Origin of the sequence: Idiomarina abyssalis, assembly GCF_900116625.1 — a bacterium.
Taxonomy (GTDB): domain Bacteria; phylum Pseudomonadota; class Gammaproteobacteria; order Enterobacterales; family Alteromonadaceae; genus Idiomarina; species Idiomarina abyssalis.
In genome coordinates this window covers 1-14,401 of the sequence record NZ_FPBE01000005.1, presented here as the reverse complement: position 1 = coordinate 14,401, position 14,401 = coordinate 1, and the positions used below count along the sequence as shown (strand labels likewise).

At 46.3% G+C, this 14,401-nt stretch carries 17 protein-coding genes; 6 read left to right on the top strand and 11 right to left on the bottom strand.

Annotated features, from left to right (window positions below; genetic code table 11):
- Nucleotides 1-46 precede the first annotated feature (46 nt).
- From fis to cutA, 8 genes are all read right to left on the bottom strand, one after another.
- Entirely contained in the window at nt 47-340 is a 294-nt protein-coding gene (gene fis / locus BM359_RS09570; RefSeq protein ID WP_011235515.1) for a DNA-binding transcriptional regulator Fis, read from the bottom strand.
- Nucleotides 341-347: 7 nt separating this feature from the next.
- On the bottom strand, nt 348-1,319 hold the full coding sequence (dusB, locus tag BM359_RS09565; RefSeq protein ID WP_054491315.1) for a tRNA dihydrouridine synthase DusB: 972 nt from the start codon (nt 1,317-1,319) through the stop codon (nt 348-350).
- A 124-nt stretch (nt 1,320-1,443) separates the two neighbouring features.
- Complete coding sequence (gene prmA, locus BM359_RS09560; protein ID WP_054491316.1) at nt 1,444-2,325, bottom strand: 50S ribosomal protein L11 methyltransferase; 882 nt, start codon at nt 2,323-2,325, stop codon at nt 1,444-1,446.
- Nucleotides 2,326-2,328: 3 nt separating this feature from the next.
- Complete coding sequence (accC, locus tag BM359_RS09555) at nt 2,329-3,678, bottom strand: acetyl-CoA carboxylase biotin carboxylase subunit (protein ID WP_054491317.1); 1,350 nt, start codon at nt 3,676-3,678, stop codon at nt 2,329-2,331.
- 20 nt (nt 3,679-3,698) lie between these two features.
- Complete coding sequence (gene accB / locus BM359_RS09550; protein ID WP_054491318.1) at nt 3,699-4,157, bottom strand: acetyl-CoA carboxylase biotin carboxyl carrier protein; 459 nt, start codon at nt 4,155-4,157, stop codon at nt 3,699-3,701.
- Nucleotides 4,158-4,171: 14 nt separating this feature from the next.
- Nucleotides 4,172-4,630: a type II 3-dehydroquinate dehydratase gene (gene aroQ / locus BM359_RS09545; RefSeq protein ID WP_054491329.1), complete on the bottom strand. Its 459-nt coding sequence runs from the start codon at nt 4,628-4,630 to the stop codon at nt 4,172-4,174.
- 144 nt (nt 4,631-4,774) lie between these two features.
- A complete protein-coding gene (locus BM359_RS09540) occupies nt 4,775-6,487 on the bottom strand; it encodes a protein-disulfide reductase DsbD (RefSeq protein ID WP_054491319.1) in 1,713 nt (570 codons plus the stop codon).
- The gene (gene cutA / locus BM359_RS09535) at nt 6,484-6,804 is read right to left on the bottom strand and encodes a divalent-cation tolerance protein CutA (protein WP_054491320.1); all 321 of its coding nucleotides are present in this window, start codon (nt 6,802-6,804) and stop codon (nt 6,484-6,486) included. The genes BM359_RS09540 and cutA overlap by 4 nt, the downstream gene beginning before the upstream one ends.
- Before the next feature lie 163 nt (nt 6,805-6,967).
- Between cutA and BM359_RS09530 the strand changes: the two genes are divergently transcribed.
- From BM359_RS09530 to BM359_RS09520, 3 genes are all read left to right on the top strand, one after another.
- On the top strand, nt 6,968-7,258 hold the full coding sequence (locus BM359_RS09530) for a co-chaperone GroES (RefSeq protein WP_054491321.1): 291 nt from the start codon (nt 6,968-6,970) through the stop codon (nt 7,256-7,258).
- A 57-nt stretch (nt 7,259-7,315) separates the two neighbouring features.
- Nucleotides 7,316-8,962 (top strand): chaperonin GroEL, encoded by a 1,647-nt coding sequence (gene groL / locus BM359_RS09525; protein ID WP_054491322.1) that lies wholly within the window; start codon nt 7,316-7,318, stop codon nt 8,960-8,962.
- A 124-nt stretch (nt 8,963-9,086) separates the two neighbouring features.
- A complete protein-coding gene (locus BM359_RS09520) occupies nt 9,087-9,593 on the top strand; it encodes a DUF3016 domain-containing protein (RefSeq protein ID WP_054491323.1) in 507 nt (168 codons plus the stop codon).
- Here BM359_RS09520 and priC read toward each other — a convergent pair.
- Nucleotides 9,574-9,894, bottom strand: coding sequence for a primosomal replication protein PriC (gene priC, locus BM359_RS09515; RefSeq protein WP_054491324.1), 321 nt, complete (start codon nt 9,892-9,894; stop codon nt 9,574-9,576). The two genes, BM359_RS09520 and priC, sit on opposite strands and share 20 nt — an antisense overlap.
- Nucleotides 9,891-10,937 (bottom strand): EF-P beta-lysylation protein EpmB, encoded by a 1,047-nt coding sequence (gene epmB, locus BM359_RS09510; RefSeq protein WP_054491325.1) that lies wholly within the window; start codon nt 10,935-10,937, stop codon nt 9,891-9,893. The genes priC and epmB overlap by 4 nt, the downstream gene beginning before the upstream one ends.
- A gap of 108 nt (nt 10,938-11,045) precedes the next feature.
- Here epmB and efp point away from each other — a divergent pair, with 108 nt between their 5' ends.
- From efp to BM359_RS09495, 3 genes are all read left to right on the top strand, one after another.
- Nucleotides 11,046-11,615 carry an elongation factor P gene (gene efp / locus BM359_RS09505; RefSeq protein ID WP_011235502.1) on the top strand — a complete coding sequence of 190 codons (570 nt, stop codon included), beginning with the start codon at nt 11,046-11,048 and terminating at the stop codon, nt 11,613-11,615.
- Between the two features lie 6 nt (nt 11,616-11,621).
- On the top strand, nt 11,622-12,599 hold the full coding sequence (gene epmA / locus BM359_RS09500; RefSeq protein WP_054491326.1) for an elongation factor P--(R)-beta-lysine ligase: 978 nt from the start codon (nt 11,622-11,624) through the stop codon (nt 12,597-12,599).
- Between the two features lie 102 nt (nt 12,600-12,701).
- The gene (locus BM359_RS09495) at nt 12,702-13,106 is read left to right on the top strand and encodes a MerC domain-containing protein (RefSeq protein ID WP_054491327.1); all 405 of its coding nucleotides are present in this window, start codon (nt 12,702-12,704) and stop codon (nt 13,104-13,106) included.
- Here the strand turns inward: BM359_RS09495 and trmA are convergent.
- Complete coding sequence (gene trmA / locus BM359_RS09490) at nt 13,103-14,203, bottom strand: tRNA (uridine(54)-C5)-methyltransferase TrmA (protein ID WP_054491328.1); 1,101 nt, start codon at nt 14,201-14,203, stop codon at nt 13,103-13,105. The genes BM359_RS09495 and trmA overlap by 4 nt on opposite strands.
- Between the last annotated feature and the right edge of the window lie 198 nt (nt 14,204-14,401).

Here is a 14,401-nt window from a genome sequence, read left to right as displayed (position 1 = left end):
GGGGAGGTCAATAAAAAAAGGGCGCCAAAAGGCGCCCAAAAAATTCTTAATTCATGCCGTATTTTTTCAGCTTCTTGCGTAAAGTGCCGCGGTTAATACCTAACATAGTTGCGGCGCGGGTTTGATTACCCCGGGTATAAGTCATGACTTCTTCTAGTAGCGGCGCCTCCACCTCGGATAACACCAGCTCGTACAATTCTTCAGGGTCCTGACCGTCCAGCTGGCGCAGAAAGCTATTCAACGCTTGCTTCACGGAGTCACGCAACGGCTTTGGCTGTGCGTTATTACCGATAGTGGTCAGGGGAGATACGTTTTCACGACTAGGGTTTTGATCAAACATAATACGCTTATCTCTTCTCTACAGTGACAAAATAATCTTCAAGTGCCTTAAGTTGCGCTTCGGCATCCTCAAGACGATTAAATGTTTGCCTGAATTCATCATTGCTGGCTTTTTCTTTTAAATACCAACCAACGTGTTTCCTGGCGATTCTGACACCCTGGTAACTGCCGTAAAATTCGTGCAATTTACCAACGTGATGAATGACGGTTTCAGCCACTTCGGTTAGCGACGGCGGTTGAAGTTCCTTGCCTGTCTGAAGAAAGTAAGCAATTTCTCTAAACAGCCAGGGATTACCCTGCGCGCCACGACCAATCATAATGGCATCTGCCCCGGTATACTCAAGAACTTGTTTTGCCTGTAACGGTGTACGAATATCGCCGTTAGCAACAACGGGAATCGAAACGGCGTTTTTAATTGCTTTTATCGTGTCGTATTCTGCACTACCTTTATACATGCAGGCGCGAGTACGACCGTGAATAGCAAGTGACTGAATACCACAGCGTTCTGCTAACTGCGCTATATCAATACCGTTTTTATGTTCAGGATCCCAGCCGGTTCTTGTCTTTAGCGTTACCGGAACGTCGACAGCGTTAACGACCGCTGTCAGTATCTCTTCAACTAACTCAGGGTGCTGCATAAGCGCCGAGCCAGCCATTTTTTTATTCACCTTTTTCGCCGGGCAGCCCATATTTATATCGATAATCTGCGCGCCCATACTGACATTAACCCGCGCAGCTTCAGCCATTAACTCTGGTTCAGAGCCCGCTATTTGCACGGCACGAATGCCAAGCTCTCCCGAATGATCCATGCGTTGCCTGGATTTATCGGTCTGCCATACCTTGGGGTTACTGGACAGCATCTCTGATACTGTAAGCCCAGCCCCCGTGCTGTAACACAGCTGACGGAACGGCTGGTCAGTAACTCCAGCCATGGGAGCTAATATGACCTGATTGTCGAGTTGATATGGGCCAATCCGCATCGGTTAAAAACTACGCAGCGAAAGGGTGAGGAATTTTAGGGAATTTGCGCAATAAAGAAAAGGCTATTTATTACGCAATTTGGGTCTTTTTTTCATTTTTTACTATTGACAAAGCGGACGCTTGTTAACCAACCCGAGTACCGCTAAGCATTGCCCAGTCGCCGTCTATAGTCGGAGTGTCGAACTGTATCTGAGGTTGATAAGCTTCAATAACCCCTTCTATTTGTCGCTCCAATATTCCGGATAAGACTAATTGTCCCCCTGGCGCAACGAAGCCAATTATCGTATCGGCAAGTTCACGTAACGGGCCGGCAAGAACATTGGCCAGAACCAAATCAACTTGAGTATTAGGCTGCTGAGTTGGCAGGTAAAGACTGAATTTATCACCGACCTTGTTACGTTCGGCGTTGTCTTTTGTCGCAATCAGGGCTTGCTGGTCAATATCAATACCAGCGACATGTTTGGCGTCAAATAGTAACGCGGCAATGCCGAGAATTCCTGATCCGCAACCAAAGTCGACAACGGTTTTACCCGTGGGGGGATTGGCATCTATCCAACGTAAACACATCGCGGTTGTTGGGTGAGTACCCGTACCAAAAGCCATGCCGGGATCGAGCAAAATATTAACGGCATCCGGCTGCGGTACTTCCCGCCAGCTAGGACAAATCCACAAACTTTCGCCAAAACGAATAGGGTGGAAGTTATCCATCCATTCGCGTTCCCAGTCCTTGTCTTCCAGTGGGTCGACTTTGTATTGCAAGTTGCTGTCGAAAACGTTGGACTGCTTCAGGTTGGCAATAATAGCTTTTATATCAGCTTCGGCGTCAAACAAGCCCGTCGCTAAGGTGTGTTCCCACAATATAACGTCGCCGGGGCGTGGCTCAAAAATGGGGGTATCAGCGCCGTCGCGGTATGTAACCGCCTGAGCGCCGTTAGCCATGAGCATGTCCCCCACCTGGGGAGCATGCTCTTCACTGCAAGAAAGCGTCAGTTGTATCCAGGGCATTAATTAATGCCCGCCCAAACCGAGCTTTTTCTCTAGGTAGTGAATATTAGTACCACCGTGCTGGAAGTTTTCGTCTGCCATAATTGATTTTTGCAGAGGAATGTTCGTTTTAATGTTCTCGATGATTAATTCACTCAAAGCATTACGCATACGGGCTATAGCAATATCGCGGTTTTCGCCGTAAGTAATCAGTTTACCTATCATTGAGTCATAGTTAGGCGGTACTTTGTAATCGGCGTAAACGTGTGAGTCCCAACGAACACCAAAGCCGCCCGGAGAGTGGAAACGAGTGATGGTACCGGGAGATGGTGTAAAAGTATCGGGGTCTTCCGCGTTAATACGGCACTCAACCGCATGACCGCGAATAACGACATCTTCCTGACTAATTGATAGTTGGCGGCCTGCCGCTATGCGCAACTGCTCTTTAATTAAGTCGATACCTGTGACCATTTCAGTAACCGGATGCTCAACCTGAATACGCGTGTTCATTTCAATGAAGTAGAACTCGCCGTTTTCATACAGAAACTCAAAGGTACCAGCACCGCGGTAACCCAGCTCTACACAAGCTTTAGCACAACGCTCACCAATGAACTTGCGCATCTCCGGAGTAATACCGGGAGCAGGGGCTTCTTCAACGACTTTCTGGTGACGACGTTGCATAGAGCAGTCACGTTCACCTAAATGAATGGCGTTACCTTGACCGTCGGCCAGAACCTGAATTTCAACATGGCGAGGGTTCTCAAGGAACTTCTCCATATAAACAACAGGGTTGCCGAACGCTGCACGAGCTTCGTTCTGAGTCATACTAATAGAGCTAAGCAATTCGCTTTCTTTTCGTACAACTCGCATACCGCGACCACCGCCGCCGCCTGCTGCTTTAATAATAATTGGGTAGCCGATGCGCTTGGCAAGCTTCATGTTACGCTCGTTATCATCGTCTAACGGGCCATCGGAGCCTGGTACGCAGGGAACGCCGGTTTTCTTCATGGCTTTAATGGCTGACACTTTATCACCCATAAGGCGAATGAGATCAGGTGTTGGGCCAACAAAGATGAACCCGGACTGCTCCACCTGCTCGGCAAAGTCAGCGTTTTCAGCAAGAAAACCATAGCCCGGATGGATGGCCGCAGCATCGGTAATTTCAGCGGCGCTGATAATACGTGGGATATTCAGGTAGCTTTCGTTTGCTGGCGCTTTACCAATACAAATCGCTTCGTCAGCAAGTAAAACGTGCTTTAAATTTCTATCAACCGTTGAGTGAACTGCCACTGTTTTAATGCCGAGCTCTTTACAGGCTCGCAGTATGCGCAGTGCAATTTCGCCACGGTTGGCAATGACCACTTTATCTAACATGACAAATTCCTGCGGTTACTTTATTCAATGACAAACAGAGGTTGATCAAATTCAACTGGCTCTTCGTTGTCTACTAAAATTTGCTTAACGACACCGGACTTGTCAGCTTCAATTTGGTTCATCATTTTCATGGCTTCAATAATGCACAGTGTTTCGCCAGCATTAACACGAGAGCCTACAGTGACAAATGGCTTGGCATCAGGCGATGGTGCTTCATAGAAAGTTCCAACCATAGGCGAACGAACAACATGACCGCTAATTTCTTCGCTGGCTGGCTCCGCTGAAGCTGCTGGCTGGCTTGCCGGTGCCGCTGGGGCTTGCTGAGGCGCCTGTTGAGGCTGTGGCGCATACTGCATTGGCGCAGGTTGCGCACTGTAACGGTTAATCCGAACGGATTCTTCACCTTCGGTTATTTCCAGTTCAGCAACGCCAGATTCTTCAACGAGCTCAATCAGTTTCTTAATTTTTCGGATATCCATGCTAACGTCTACCTTTAGTTATCTGTGTTATTCAATATGTTTAAAGCTGCTTGTAATGCGTATTCGTAGCCACGGGCGCCAAGCCCGCAGATAACGCCGTCAGCCACATCGGCTAAATACGAGTGGTGGCGGAAGCTCTCCCGGCGATAAATATTAGAAAGGTGTACTTCGATAAAAGGGATTTGCACAGCGAGCAGAGCATCACGCAGCGCAATGCTGGTGTGAGCGTATGCTGCTGGATTGATCACGATATAATCGACAGAGTCTTTGGCGGCTTGTTGGATCCAGTCAATCAATTGATGTTCAGCATTTGACTGTCTGAAATCGAGCGAAGCGGAGTGCTTTTGGGCAATAGCGTCTAGCGACTGGGCGATGTCATCCAGACTTTGACTACCATAAACCTCTGGCTCACGTTGTCCCAGTAAGTTTAGGTTAGGGCCATTTAGCACCAATATTTTAAAACGTTCTGCCATTGTGCCGCCATCTGCTGTGAAGTTACGGTAACTATTAAAATTGACCATAACTTTCAGTTTGGGTTCCTATAACAACAGTATTATAGGGAAAAAAAGCAAGATTGCAGCACTTTACTGGTCTTATCAGCGCATTTAGGCACAAGTTTACTCGGAAACTATCTTTTCCAGATGTTTTTCAAAATCTTCAGCGTTCATATAACCGGTAACTCGATACTCAGCTCGCTCCTTGCCTTCAGGGTCAAAGAACAGAATCGTGGGTAACCCCAATACCTGGTAGCGGCTTAGAATTTCAACGTCTTGCGCGTTATTGCGAGTAACGTCGGCCTGAATCAGTGTAAATTGCTCAAATTGTGCCTGAACGCCGGTATCCGAAAAGGTATATTGCTCAAACTCTTTGCAGGCAACACACCAGTCCGCGTAAAGGTCCAGCATAACCCAGCCGTCGCTATTTTCGACTTGTTGCTGTATTTCGTTAATGCTACTTACCTGGGTGAACAAGCCATGACTTTGCTGCTCTAACTGTGCTTTATTGACTTGCCAATAGCTTCCCGCGGTAGCCATAGCTGCCAATAAAATAATTGCAGTGACTTTGGTTGCAGTCCTGATTGACTGGCTGATTGCTACTGCCAGTGATACTGCCGCGAGAATGAAATAGAAAATCCACAACCACATACTGATGCTGGTGGGGAGTAATCGTTCTACTAAAAATAGACTGACCGCTAAGAGTAACCAGCCGAAAAACTGTTTCACCACCACCATCCATGCTCCGGCTTTTGGCAGAAGCTTCCCGCCGCTCAACCCGAACAATATTAATGGAACACCCATACCCAGGCTTAAGGCATAGAGAATTGCTGCACCGTTAATAATGTCGCCGGATTGCGCGATAAAAAGCAACGCGCCTGAGAGCGGAGCTGTGGTGCAAGGCGATGCAACCAGGCCTGAAATAGCTCCAATAACAAAGACACCAACAACATTGCCGCCGCTCTGCTGACCACTTAGGTTTTGTAGTTTTGACTGCCAACTAATGGGCAGTTGCAGGGTATAGGCACCGAGCATACTGAGTGCAAAGAGTGCAAAGAGTGCCGCAAGAACAAGAAGTACAACGGGGTGCTGAAAATAAGCCTGATACTGCATACCTGCTGAGGCGACGACCAAACCTAATAAAGAATAGGTAATGGCCATGCCCTGTACATAGATAAAAGACAGCCAAAGCGTGTTTTTCCAGGTGCGTTCACGGTTGCCCAAAACCACACCGGATAAGATGGGGTACATGGGAAAGACGCAGGGAGTAAAAGCTAAACCAATACCCAGGGCAAAAAATAACAGTAAAGTGATAATTAAGTGCTGGTCTTCTATCCCGAAAAGGCTGCTACCCGCGTTCTCTGCTGGTGCTGAAATGTCGCTGCTATCACCATTTGTAGGTAGTTTGATCTGCTTTTCTGTTGGTGGGTAACAAAGTCCTGCATCGGCACACCCCTGGTAAAGTATGGTAATACTGTCAGCGGAAAAAGATGGATCCAGCGTAAAAGACCATTCAACGTAGTTACGGTAAACAACCGACTCGCCAAAAAACTCGTCCGTATGAGACTCTCCTTCCGGAAGTTCGGGTGCCTGCGCAACAGCATTTGAGGGCACGACCTTGAACCGGTGTTGATACAGGTAGTATTCCGGGGCGATGGCCCAACTGACAGTGATTTTGTCGCCGTCAATTTCGCTATCAAAATCAAAAGCCTGATCTACGGGTAAAAATTCATTCTGTTGCTGAAAAGGATTGGATTGAACACCATGAGCAACGGGCGCAACCAAGGTTAGCGCTACGGTAAAAAGTATCAGGCATGAGATGAGCCGTTTTATCATTTGACTGAATCCTGTGTCCACGTCAGGTAATCGGGTAATCCGTCTTCTATGTTAATGCTGATTAACTCCGGGGAATCGTATGGGTGATTCGCACTGACAAAGTCTTTTATATCACCGAAGCGTTTATCGGTTGATTTTATCAGCATAAGCCACTCTTCATCTTCATGTACTTGCCCATGCCAGGAGTAAATCGATGTCATATTAGGCACTATATTGACGCAGGCGACGAGCTTTTTCTCAACTAAGTTGCGGGCAAGTTGTTTCGCAGAAGAGTAACTGTCTGTGGTGCATAAAATCAATTTGGGTTGCTGAGTCATAGAACCTCCATATAGCGCCAGTGAGTCTGGCAAATTACCATAAAATTTTTTGCGCTTCCCCCTTGATAACAAAAATTCCTCCCCCATTTAATGAGCACGATGATTTTTACACGCCCTTAGGGGTACTAACCACTAACAACAATAGGTTGAGGAGTTATCAACAATGAAACTTCGTCCTTTACACGATCGAGTCATTATCAAACGCATTGAAGTCGAAGCGAAATCGGCTGGCGGAATTGTTCTGACTGGTTCTGCGGCAGAGAAGTCTACGCGCGGTGAAGTCGTAGCGGTAGGCAAAGGCCGTATTCTGGATAACGGTGAAGTGCGTGCGCTTGACGTAAAAGCCGGTGATAAAGTGCTGTTCAGCGAAGGCTACGGTGTAAAAACCGAGAAAATCGATGGTGAAGAGTATTTGATCATGAGCGAAAGCGACATTCTGGCAATTGAAGAATAAGACGCCTGAATCGCTTATTAGCACAACCGAATAAACGCATTTAAGAGGAAAGCAAAAATGGCAGCTAAAGAAGTCAAATTTGGTAATACAGCACGTCAAAAAATGCTGAAAGGCGTAAATGTTCTTGCTGACTCAGTAAAAGTTACTTTGGGTCCAAAAGGCCGTAACGTTGTATTAGATAAATCGTTTGGCGCACCAGTTATCACTAAAGACGGTGTTTCTGTTGCGAAAGAAATCGAGCTGGAAGACAAGTTCGAAAACATGGGCGCTCAAATGGTTAAAGAAGTGGCGTCTAAAGCAAACGACGAAGCGGGTGACGGTACGACAACTGCAACGGTTCTGGCTCAAGCCATTGTTAACGAAGGTTTGAAGTCAGTAGCCGCGGGTATGAACCCAATGGATCTTAAGCGCGGTATCGACAAAGCTGTTATTGCCGCAGTTGAAGAGTTGAAGAAAATTTCTCAGCCTTGTGCCGATAGCAAAGCTATTGCTCAGGTAGCGACTATTTCTGCTAACGCGGATCACACTATTGGCGAAATCATTGCTCAGGCAATGGATAAAGTAGGCCAGGAAGGTGTTATTACAGTTGAAGAAGGTCAGGCACTGACTGATGAGCTGGATGTTGTTGAAGGTATGCAGTTCGACCGTGGTTACTTGTCTCCTTACTTCATTAACAATCAGGAAAGCGGTTCGGTTGAATTAGACAACCCGTTCATTCTTCTGATTGATAAGAAAATTTCTAATATCCGCGAATTACTGCCGGTATTAGAAGGTGTTTCTAAAGCCGGTAAACCTCTGCTTATTATTGCGGAAGACGTTGAAGGCGAAGCGCTGGCAACTCTGGTTGTGAACAACATGCGTGGCATTGTTAAAGTTGCAGCGGTTAAAGCACCAGGCTTTGGTGACCGTCGTAAAGCGATGCTGCAGGACATTGCTGTTCTGACTGGCGGTACTGTGGTTTCTGAAGAAATTGGCATGGAGCTGGAGAAAACTCAGCTGGAAGACTTAGGTACCGCGAAGCGCGTTGTCATTACTAAAGACAACACGACGGTTGTTGATGGTAACGGTGATGATGGCGCTATTGACGGCCGCGTTAACCAAATTAAACAGCAGATGGAAGACACAACGTCTGACTACGACCGCGAAAAACTGCAAGAGCGTCTGGCTAAATTAGCTGGCGGTGTTGCGGTGATCAAAGTCGGCGCTGCTACTGAAATGGAAATGAAAGAGAAGAAAGCGCGTGTTGAAGATGCGTTGCATGCAACTCGTGCGGCCGTTGAAGAAGGCGTAGTGCCCGGTGGTGGTGTTGCCTTGATTCGCGCAGCCAGTAAATTAGGTGACCTACGCGGTGACAACGAAGATCAGAACGTTGGTATTCGTCTGGCATTACGTGCAATGGAAGCGCCTCTGCGTCAAATTGCTATGAACGCTGGTGCTGAAGGTTCTGTTGTTGCTAACAGTGTTCGTGGTGGTGAAGGTAACTACGGTTACAACGCTGGTAACGACACTTATGGCGATATGCTGGAAATGGGTATTTTGGATCCAACCAAAGTTACTCGTTCAGCACTGCAGTTCGCAGCTTCTGTAGGAGCGCTGATGATCACCACTGAAGCGATGATTGCTGACATTCCACAGGATGACAACGCAGGCGGAATGCCTGGCGGCGACATGGGTGGAATGGGCGGTATGGGCGGCATGATGTAATGCGCTCAAGCACCGTTTAAAGAAGGGAGCCTACGTGGCTCCCTTTTTTATGGAATTTTTTTAGAAAATGGTGCTCTAACTATCCAGATGGCGTCCTTGGCGATTGTATGGGAGGAAAATTAGCATGCGTGTTCAAGGTATAGTGGGAACGATTTTATTAGCCTTTAGTTTTTCGGCGTTAGCCGGAACGGCTGAAGTTTCTTGGAAAGGTGTTGATAGTTATACAGATATTCGTCCGGCCGATGGCTTGAGGGATCGCTATCAGCAAAAGGTAATGGACAATCTGACTGAACACTTTCAAAGCTTGGCCGCAAAACTGCCTGAAGAGCAAAAGCTCGAAATTACGGTAACGGATGTTGACCTAACCGGTCGTCTTGAGCCCACGTTTGGACGCTCAACTTCCAATTTCGTCCGTATTGTTCGGGAAATAGACTTCCCCAGAATGGAATTCGATTATCGCTTGGTTGGTAGTGCGGGAGAAGTTTTGAAGGAAGGCCAGGCAAATGTGAAAAACATGAGTTTTAACTACGATGGCCTGGCGTCAAGAGTACGTCGAAATGATCTGTACTTCGAAGAAGAAATGCTAACAGAGTGGTTTGAAGAAACGTTACTTAACCAGCCTGACGAATAGCTTTAAGGCGAGCAAGAGTTTCAGTCATCAACTGTAATTGCTGTACCAGTAACTGCAGCTGTTGTTCGTTGTCTTTGTCTTGTTGCCACTTTTCAAAGTTAGCAGCAATTTCGTTTAGGTATGGCTGAAAACGGTTGCCTTTGCTTTCAAATACAGTTTGTTCTGCGAATACACCCTGGAATTTGGCTTTGCCTTGTTGACGTAAATCGTCAAGGTATTGGTCGGCATCAATAACTTGGCGATACAGTTGTTGAAGGTGTTCTTGTAATTTAACTTCTACACTTTCCAGGTTGTCGCTCATAATTTATCCTTTGTTGATTCATTTGTGCCATCCGGCATGATAGCTGTTTTACTAAGTTCCCCCGCCTGCTCGCGTACAAGGCGGGGAACCAGGAATCCCGGTAACTCGTATGTCATTTGTTGCCACAACGTCTGGGCTTTATCATCGCCGACGGCGAAATGGCTGGCGCCTTCTACTTTATCCAGTTGATGTAAGTAATAGGGTAAAACACTGGCATCAAATAACTTCTCACTGAGCTGAGTAAGAGCTTCGATATTGTCATTCACACCATTTAGTAAAACGCTTTGGTTTAATAAGTGTATACCGGCGTGATGCCATTCTTTTAAAGTGCGAGTTAAGGTTTCTGAAACTTCGTTCGCGTGGTTCACATGCAAAACCAAAACGCTTTTAAACCGACTGTTACTCAGCAAATCTTTCAGCTCGCTTGTCAAGCGAGAGGGTATCACAACTGGCAATCGACTATGAATGCGTAAGCGGGTAAGTTGTGGCAAAAGCTCAAATTCTTTAATGAGATCTTTAAGCCGTTTGTCATTTGCCATTAATGGGTCGCCGCCACTTAGAATGACTTCGTTGATTTCCGGGTTGTCTTTAATGTAATTCAGTGTGTCTGATAACTGCCGTTTACTGAAGGTTAGCTCGTCATAAGGAAAATGACGGCGGAAGCAGTAACGGCAGTTTACGGCGCAGCCCCCCTGCAATATCAGTAGCACGCGACTTTTATATTTGTGCAGCAGCCCCTCTACCGGTCCCTTCTGTTCCTGCAATGGGTCTGTGCTGTAACCCGGTGCTGAGTCAAACTCGTTGCGTAACGGGAGCACTTGTCGTAGCAAAGGGTCGTTGCTGTCCCCCGCTTTCATTTGTTCAACAAAAGGCCTGGGGACTCGCATGGAAAATAGCTTTCTCGCTTTAATGTCACCTAAAAACAACGAAGGCTCTAAACCAAGTGCACGCAGCAAATCTTCGGGTCGGGTGTAGGCTTGCTTCAGTTCGAACTGCCAGTCGGGGCGGTCGTTTAGAGAAATGGGATACGCTGACTCGGACACTTCGCCTCCGTAGCTGCTGCAAATAGCGTATATTTTACCTGAAAAAAGTCGCTATTTGTTTTATTATTGCGCGCAAATCATCAGGTATTTACAAAGGAAAGTCTCGTTATGGCGAACTACAGCACTAGTGAATTCAAAGGCGGTTTAAAAATCATGCAGGATGGTGAGCCTTGCTCCATCGTTGAAAACGAAATGGTTAAACCGGGTAAAGGTCAGGCCTTTAACCGTGTAAAAATCCGTAAGTTGATTAGTGGTAAGGTGGTCGAAAAGACGTTTAAATCTGGAGAGTCCGTTGAGGGCGCCGATGTTATTGAGCTTGAGTTATCGTACTTATATAACGATGGTGAGTTCTGGCACTTCATGAATAACGAAACCTTTGAACAGGTGCCTGCCGATGAAAAGGCGGTAGGTGAAGCGGAAAAATGGCTTGTTGAGCAAGATGTTTGTACCTTGACGCTATGGGAAGGTAAACCTATTAACGTTCAGCCACCAAATTTTGTTGAGCTAGAGATTACCGAAACCGACCCGGGCTTGAAAGGTGATACGGCTGGTACTGGTGGCAAGCCTGCGACTTTAAGCACCGGTGCCGTTGTTCGCGTGCCTTTATTTGTGCAAATTGGCGAAGTGATTAAAGTTGATACCCGTTCAGGTGAATACGTTTCCCGGGTGCAGAAGTAACTTAATATGACGATGAACTGGCGGCCGACAGCGGATTGGTCAGTGCTTGTTAAACGCGCTGAGTTAATGCGACAAGCCCGCCAGTTTTTTTATGAACGACAGATAACTGAAGTCGATACGCACCTCTTATCGCAGTTCGGTGTCACAGACTGTCACCTGAATAATCTCACAACCGAGTTCAAACACCCATTACCTTCAGGAAAGAAAAAGCTCTACCTTCAGACATCACCGGAATACGCAATGAAGCGAATTCTTGCTGCTTATGGGCAAGATATTTTTCAGTTAAGCCATGTGGTTCGTGATGATGAAATAGGCCGTTTTCACAACCCTGAGTTTACCTTACTTGAGTGGTATCGGGTTGGTTACGATGATGTTCAGCTTATAACCGAGGTTTCTGAGCTGCTAACGTCACTATGTGGCGCACCGGAAACTAAAGTGGTCACTTACCAACAAGCTTTTATTGAATATCTGGGTGTGGATCCATTGAGTAGTGCAGGTGTGGATACAATACGGCGACACCTGGTTGAGCGTCCGTCTTTGTCGGAGTGGATGTCAAAGGAAACAGACGAAGACACCATTCTACAAGTGGCTTTTTCCGAGCTTATTGAAAGCCAGTTTCCTGATAATAGGCCAATTTGTGTAACCGAGTTTCCACAGTCACAGGCTGCTTTGGCCAGAATCGACAGCAATGATGCACGTGTCGCACGCCGGTTCGAGTTTTATTACCGTGGGGTGGAGTTGGCTAATGGTTATCACGAACTTTCGGATGCCGCTGAACAGCGTGTCCGCTTCAAAAAAGATAATGAGTGGCGAGAAAGGCATGGGCGGGAGATTCAGCCTGAAGATACCCGTTTACTCGATGCTTTAGACTCCGGTTTACCTGCATGCTCTGGTGTTGCTCTGGGATTTGACCGGCTTTTGATGATTATATGTGGAGCAAACACAATAAGTGAAGTCCTGCCTTTTGCTATTGATACAGCATAAGTTTTCGCTGTTTAGAAACAATTTCTCATGATCTCCCTTGGTTATTCTTTCCGTATGTTATAATATAACAACTAAGCGTTTGAAAAGAAGGTATTGCCAAGTATGTCAGCAGAAACATCCAAAAACTTGGATAAAGCAGGAATCTGGATCACCACCTTGTGTGCGATTCACTGCCTGCTGCTGCCTGTTATTCTGCCGCTATTAGCAATGGCGGGTTTGGCCTTTATCGGTGAAGACGCGTTAGAAAATACTATTTTAGGGTTGAGTGTTGTTGTGGGACTCTGGTCATTGATTAGTGGCGCACGTAAGCATGGTAAATGGCACCTTTTATCATTATTACTTTTAGGTGCCGTTATTTACTCTCAACGGGATATTCTGGGCCACTGGGGCGAACCTATTATTATTCTCTTCGGTGCCGGGCTGATTATTTACGCTCATGTATCCAATCTACGCTTAAATCGTAAGCTCAACTTTTCTGCACTTGCTGAAGAGCCTGCTCAAAACTAGTTGTGCTTTTCTAAAACTACGCCTGTTTCAATGTGATCGGTATAAGGGAATTGATCAAACATTGCTGCCGCTGTGACCTTATGAGTAGCCGATATCGCCTTAATATTGTCTATTAGCGTACTTGGGTTGCAGGAAATATAAATGATCCGCTGGTACTGAGAAACCAGTTTCAAGGTGTCTTTATCTAACCCGGCTCTGGGCGGATCGACCAATACCGTTTTGCAGTCAAAACTGTGAATATCTGCGTCAGCCGCTCGCTTTGATTCAAGCTCACCACTTAAAGCCGCACTAAACTCTTCAGCTGACATGCGTACAACTGTGACATTATTAATAGCGTTCAACTCTGCGTTTTCGCGAGCCGCGGCAACGGAGCTTTTGCTAATTTCAGTCGCTAATACACGATTAAAGTTATCCGCCAGGGGCAAGGTAAAGTTGCCATTTCCACAGTACAGCTCTAATAGATCATGGGAATTATTGCCTGCGTGGCGCTTGGCCCAACTGATCATTTTTTGATTGATGATGGCATTTGGTTGGGTGAAGCTGTTCTCTGTTTGCAGAGACAGGTATCTTTTTCTATCAACTTTCACTTCTTCAGTGACACTTTCCTTATATAGCACTCGTTTTTGCTTACGAGCTCTGCCTATAACCTCTACTTTAGCTATGGAGCTCAGCGCTTCGCGAAGTTGGATGGCTTCCTGTTCCCATTGGTCATCTAAAGGGCGATGGTAGAGTAGCGAAATAATGGCTTCACCGGTGGTGGTTGTCAGGAAATCCACCTGAAATAGTTTGCGGCGTAAAACATCGTTGGGCTTTAATAAGGTCATGAGCTGTTTCATTAACCGATTAATCAGCAAACTCCCTGGTATGAATTCATCCATGCGGATCTTTTCACGCGTTTCAGGGTTAAACATAATGTAATATAAGTCATCGCCTTCGTGCCAAACTCGAAACTCAGCGCGCATCCGGTAGTGAGAGGCAGGCGACTCAAACACTTCCACTTCATTAATGTGAAAAGGACGAAACATCTCTCTTACCCTATCAGCCTTCTGTGCGAGTTGTTCTGGATATTCGGAGGTGTCGATTCGTTTGTATGTCATTATGAAGTTACGCCGTATTTGCCGATAATTAGTAAGGGTTCTATTTTACGCATCAACGCGTTTATGTGCCAATGCCCTTTATTTATGTTGGATTTGATCACATTTGCCGAAACTTTACGCAGTCAGCAAAAAAACAGTTATAAAGGCATAAAAAGCGCTTGACGGGGCGAGTTAAATCTCTAAAATGCGCTCCACGTT

Excerpts from the sequence above, each read along its gene's own strand:
- fis (WP_011235515.1), bottom strand. The coding sequence starts at position 340 with ATGTTTGATCAAAACCCTAGTCGTGAAAACGTATCTCCCCTGACCACT.
- dusB (WP_054491315.1), bottom strand. The coding sequence starts at position 1,319 with ATGCGGATTGGCCCATATCAACTCGACAATCAGGTCATATTAGCTCCC.
- prmA (WP_054491316.1), bottom strand. The coding sequence starts at position 2,325 with ATGCCCTGGATACAACTGACGCTTTCTTGCAGTGAAGAGCATGCTCCC.
- accC (WP_054491317.1), bottom strand. The coding sequence starts at position 3,678 with ATGTTAGATAAAGTGGTCATTGCCAACCGTGGCGAAATTGCACTGCGC.
- accB (WP_054491318.1), bottom strand. The coding sequence starts at position 4,157 with ATGGATATCCGAAAAATTAAGAAACTGATTGAGCTCGTTGAAGAATCT.
- aroQ (WP_054491329.1), bottom strand. The coding sequence starts at position 4,630 with ATGGCAGAACGTTTTAAAATATTGGTGCTAAATGGCCCTAACCTAAAC.
- BM359_RS09540 (WP_054491319.1), bottom strand. The coding sequence starts at position 6,487 with ATGATAAAACGGCTCATCTCATGCCTGATACTTTTTACCGTAGCGCTA.
- cutA (WP_054491320.1), bottom strand. The coding sequence starts at position 6,804 with ATGACTCAGCAACCCAAATTGATTTTATGCACCACAGACAGTTACTCT.
- BM359_RS09530 (WP_054491321.1), top strand. The coding sequence starts at position 6,968 with ATGAAACTTCGTCCTTTACACGATCGAGTCATTATCAAACGCATTGAA.
- groL (WP_054491322.1), top strand. The coding sequence starts at position 7,316 with ATGGCAGCTAAAGAAGTCAAATTTGGTAATACAGCACGTCAAAAAATG.
- BM359_RS09520 (WP_054491323.1), top strand. The coding sequence starts at position 9,087 with ATGCGTGTTCAAGGTATAGTGGGAACGATTTTATTAGCCTTTAGTTTT.
- priC (WP_054491324.1), bottom strand. The coding sequence starts at position 9,894 with ATGAGCGACAACCTGGAAAGTGTAGAAGTTAAATTACAAGAACACCTT.
- efp (WP_011235502.1), top strand. The coding sequence starts at position 11,046 with ATGGCGAACTACAGCACTAGTGAATTCAAAGGCGGTTTAAAAATCATG.
- epmA (WP_054491326.1), top strand. The coding sequence starts at position 11,622 with ATGACGATGAACTGGCGGCCGACAGCGGATTGGTCAGTGCTTGTTAAA.
- BM359_RS09495 (WP_054491327.1), top strand. The coding sequence starts at position 12,702 with ATGTCAGCAGAAACATCCAAAAACTTGGATAAAGCAGGAATCTGGATC.
- trmA (WP_054491328.1), bottom strand. The coding sequence starts at position 14,203 with ATGACATACAAACGAATCGACACCTCCGAATATCCAGAACAACTCGCA.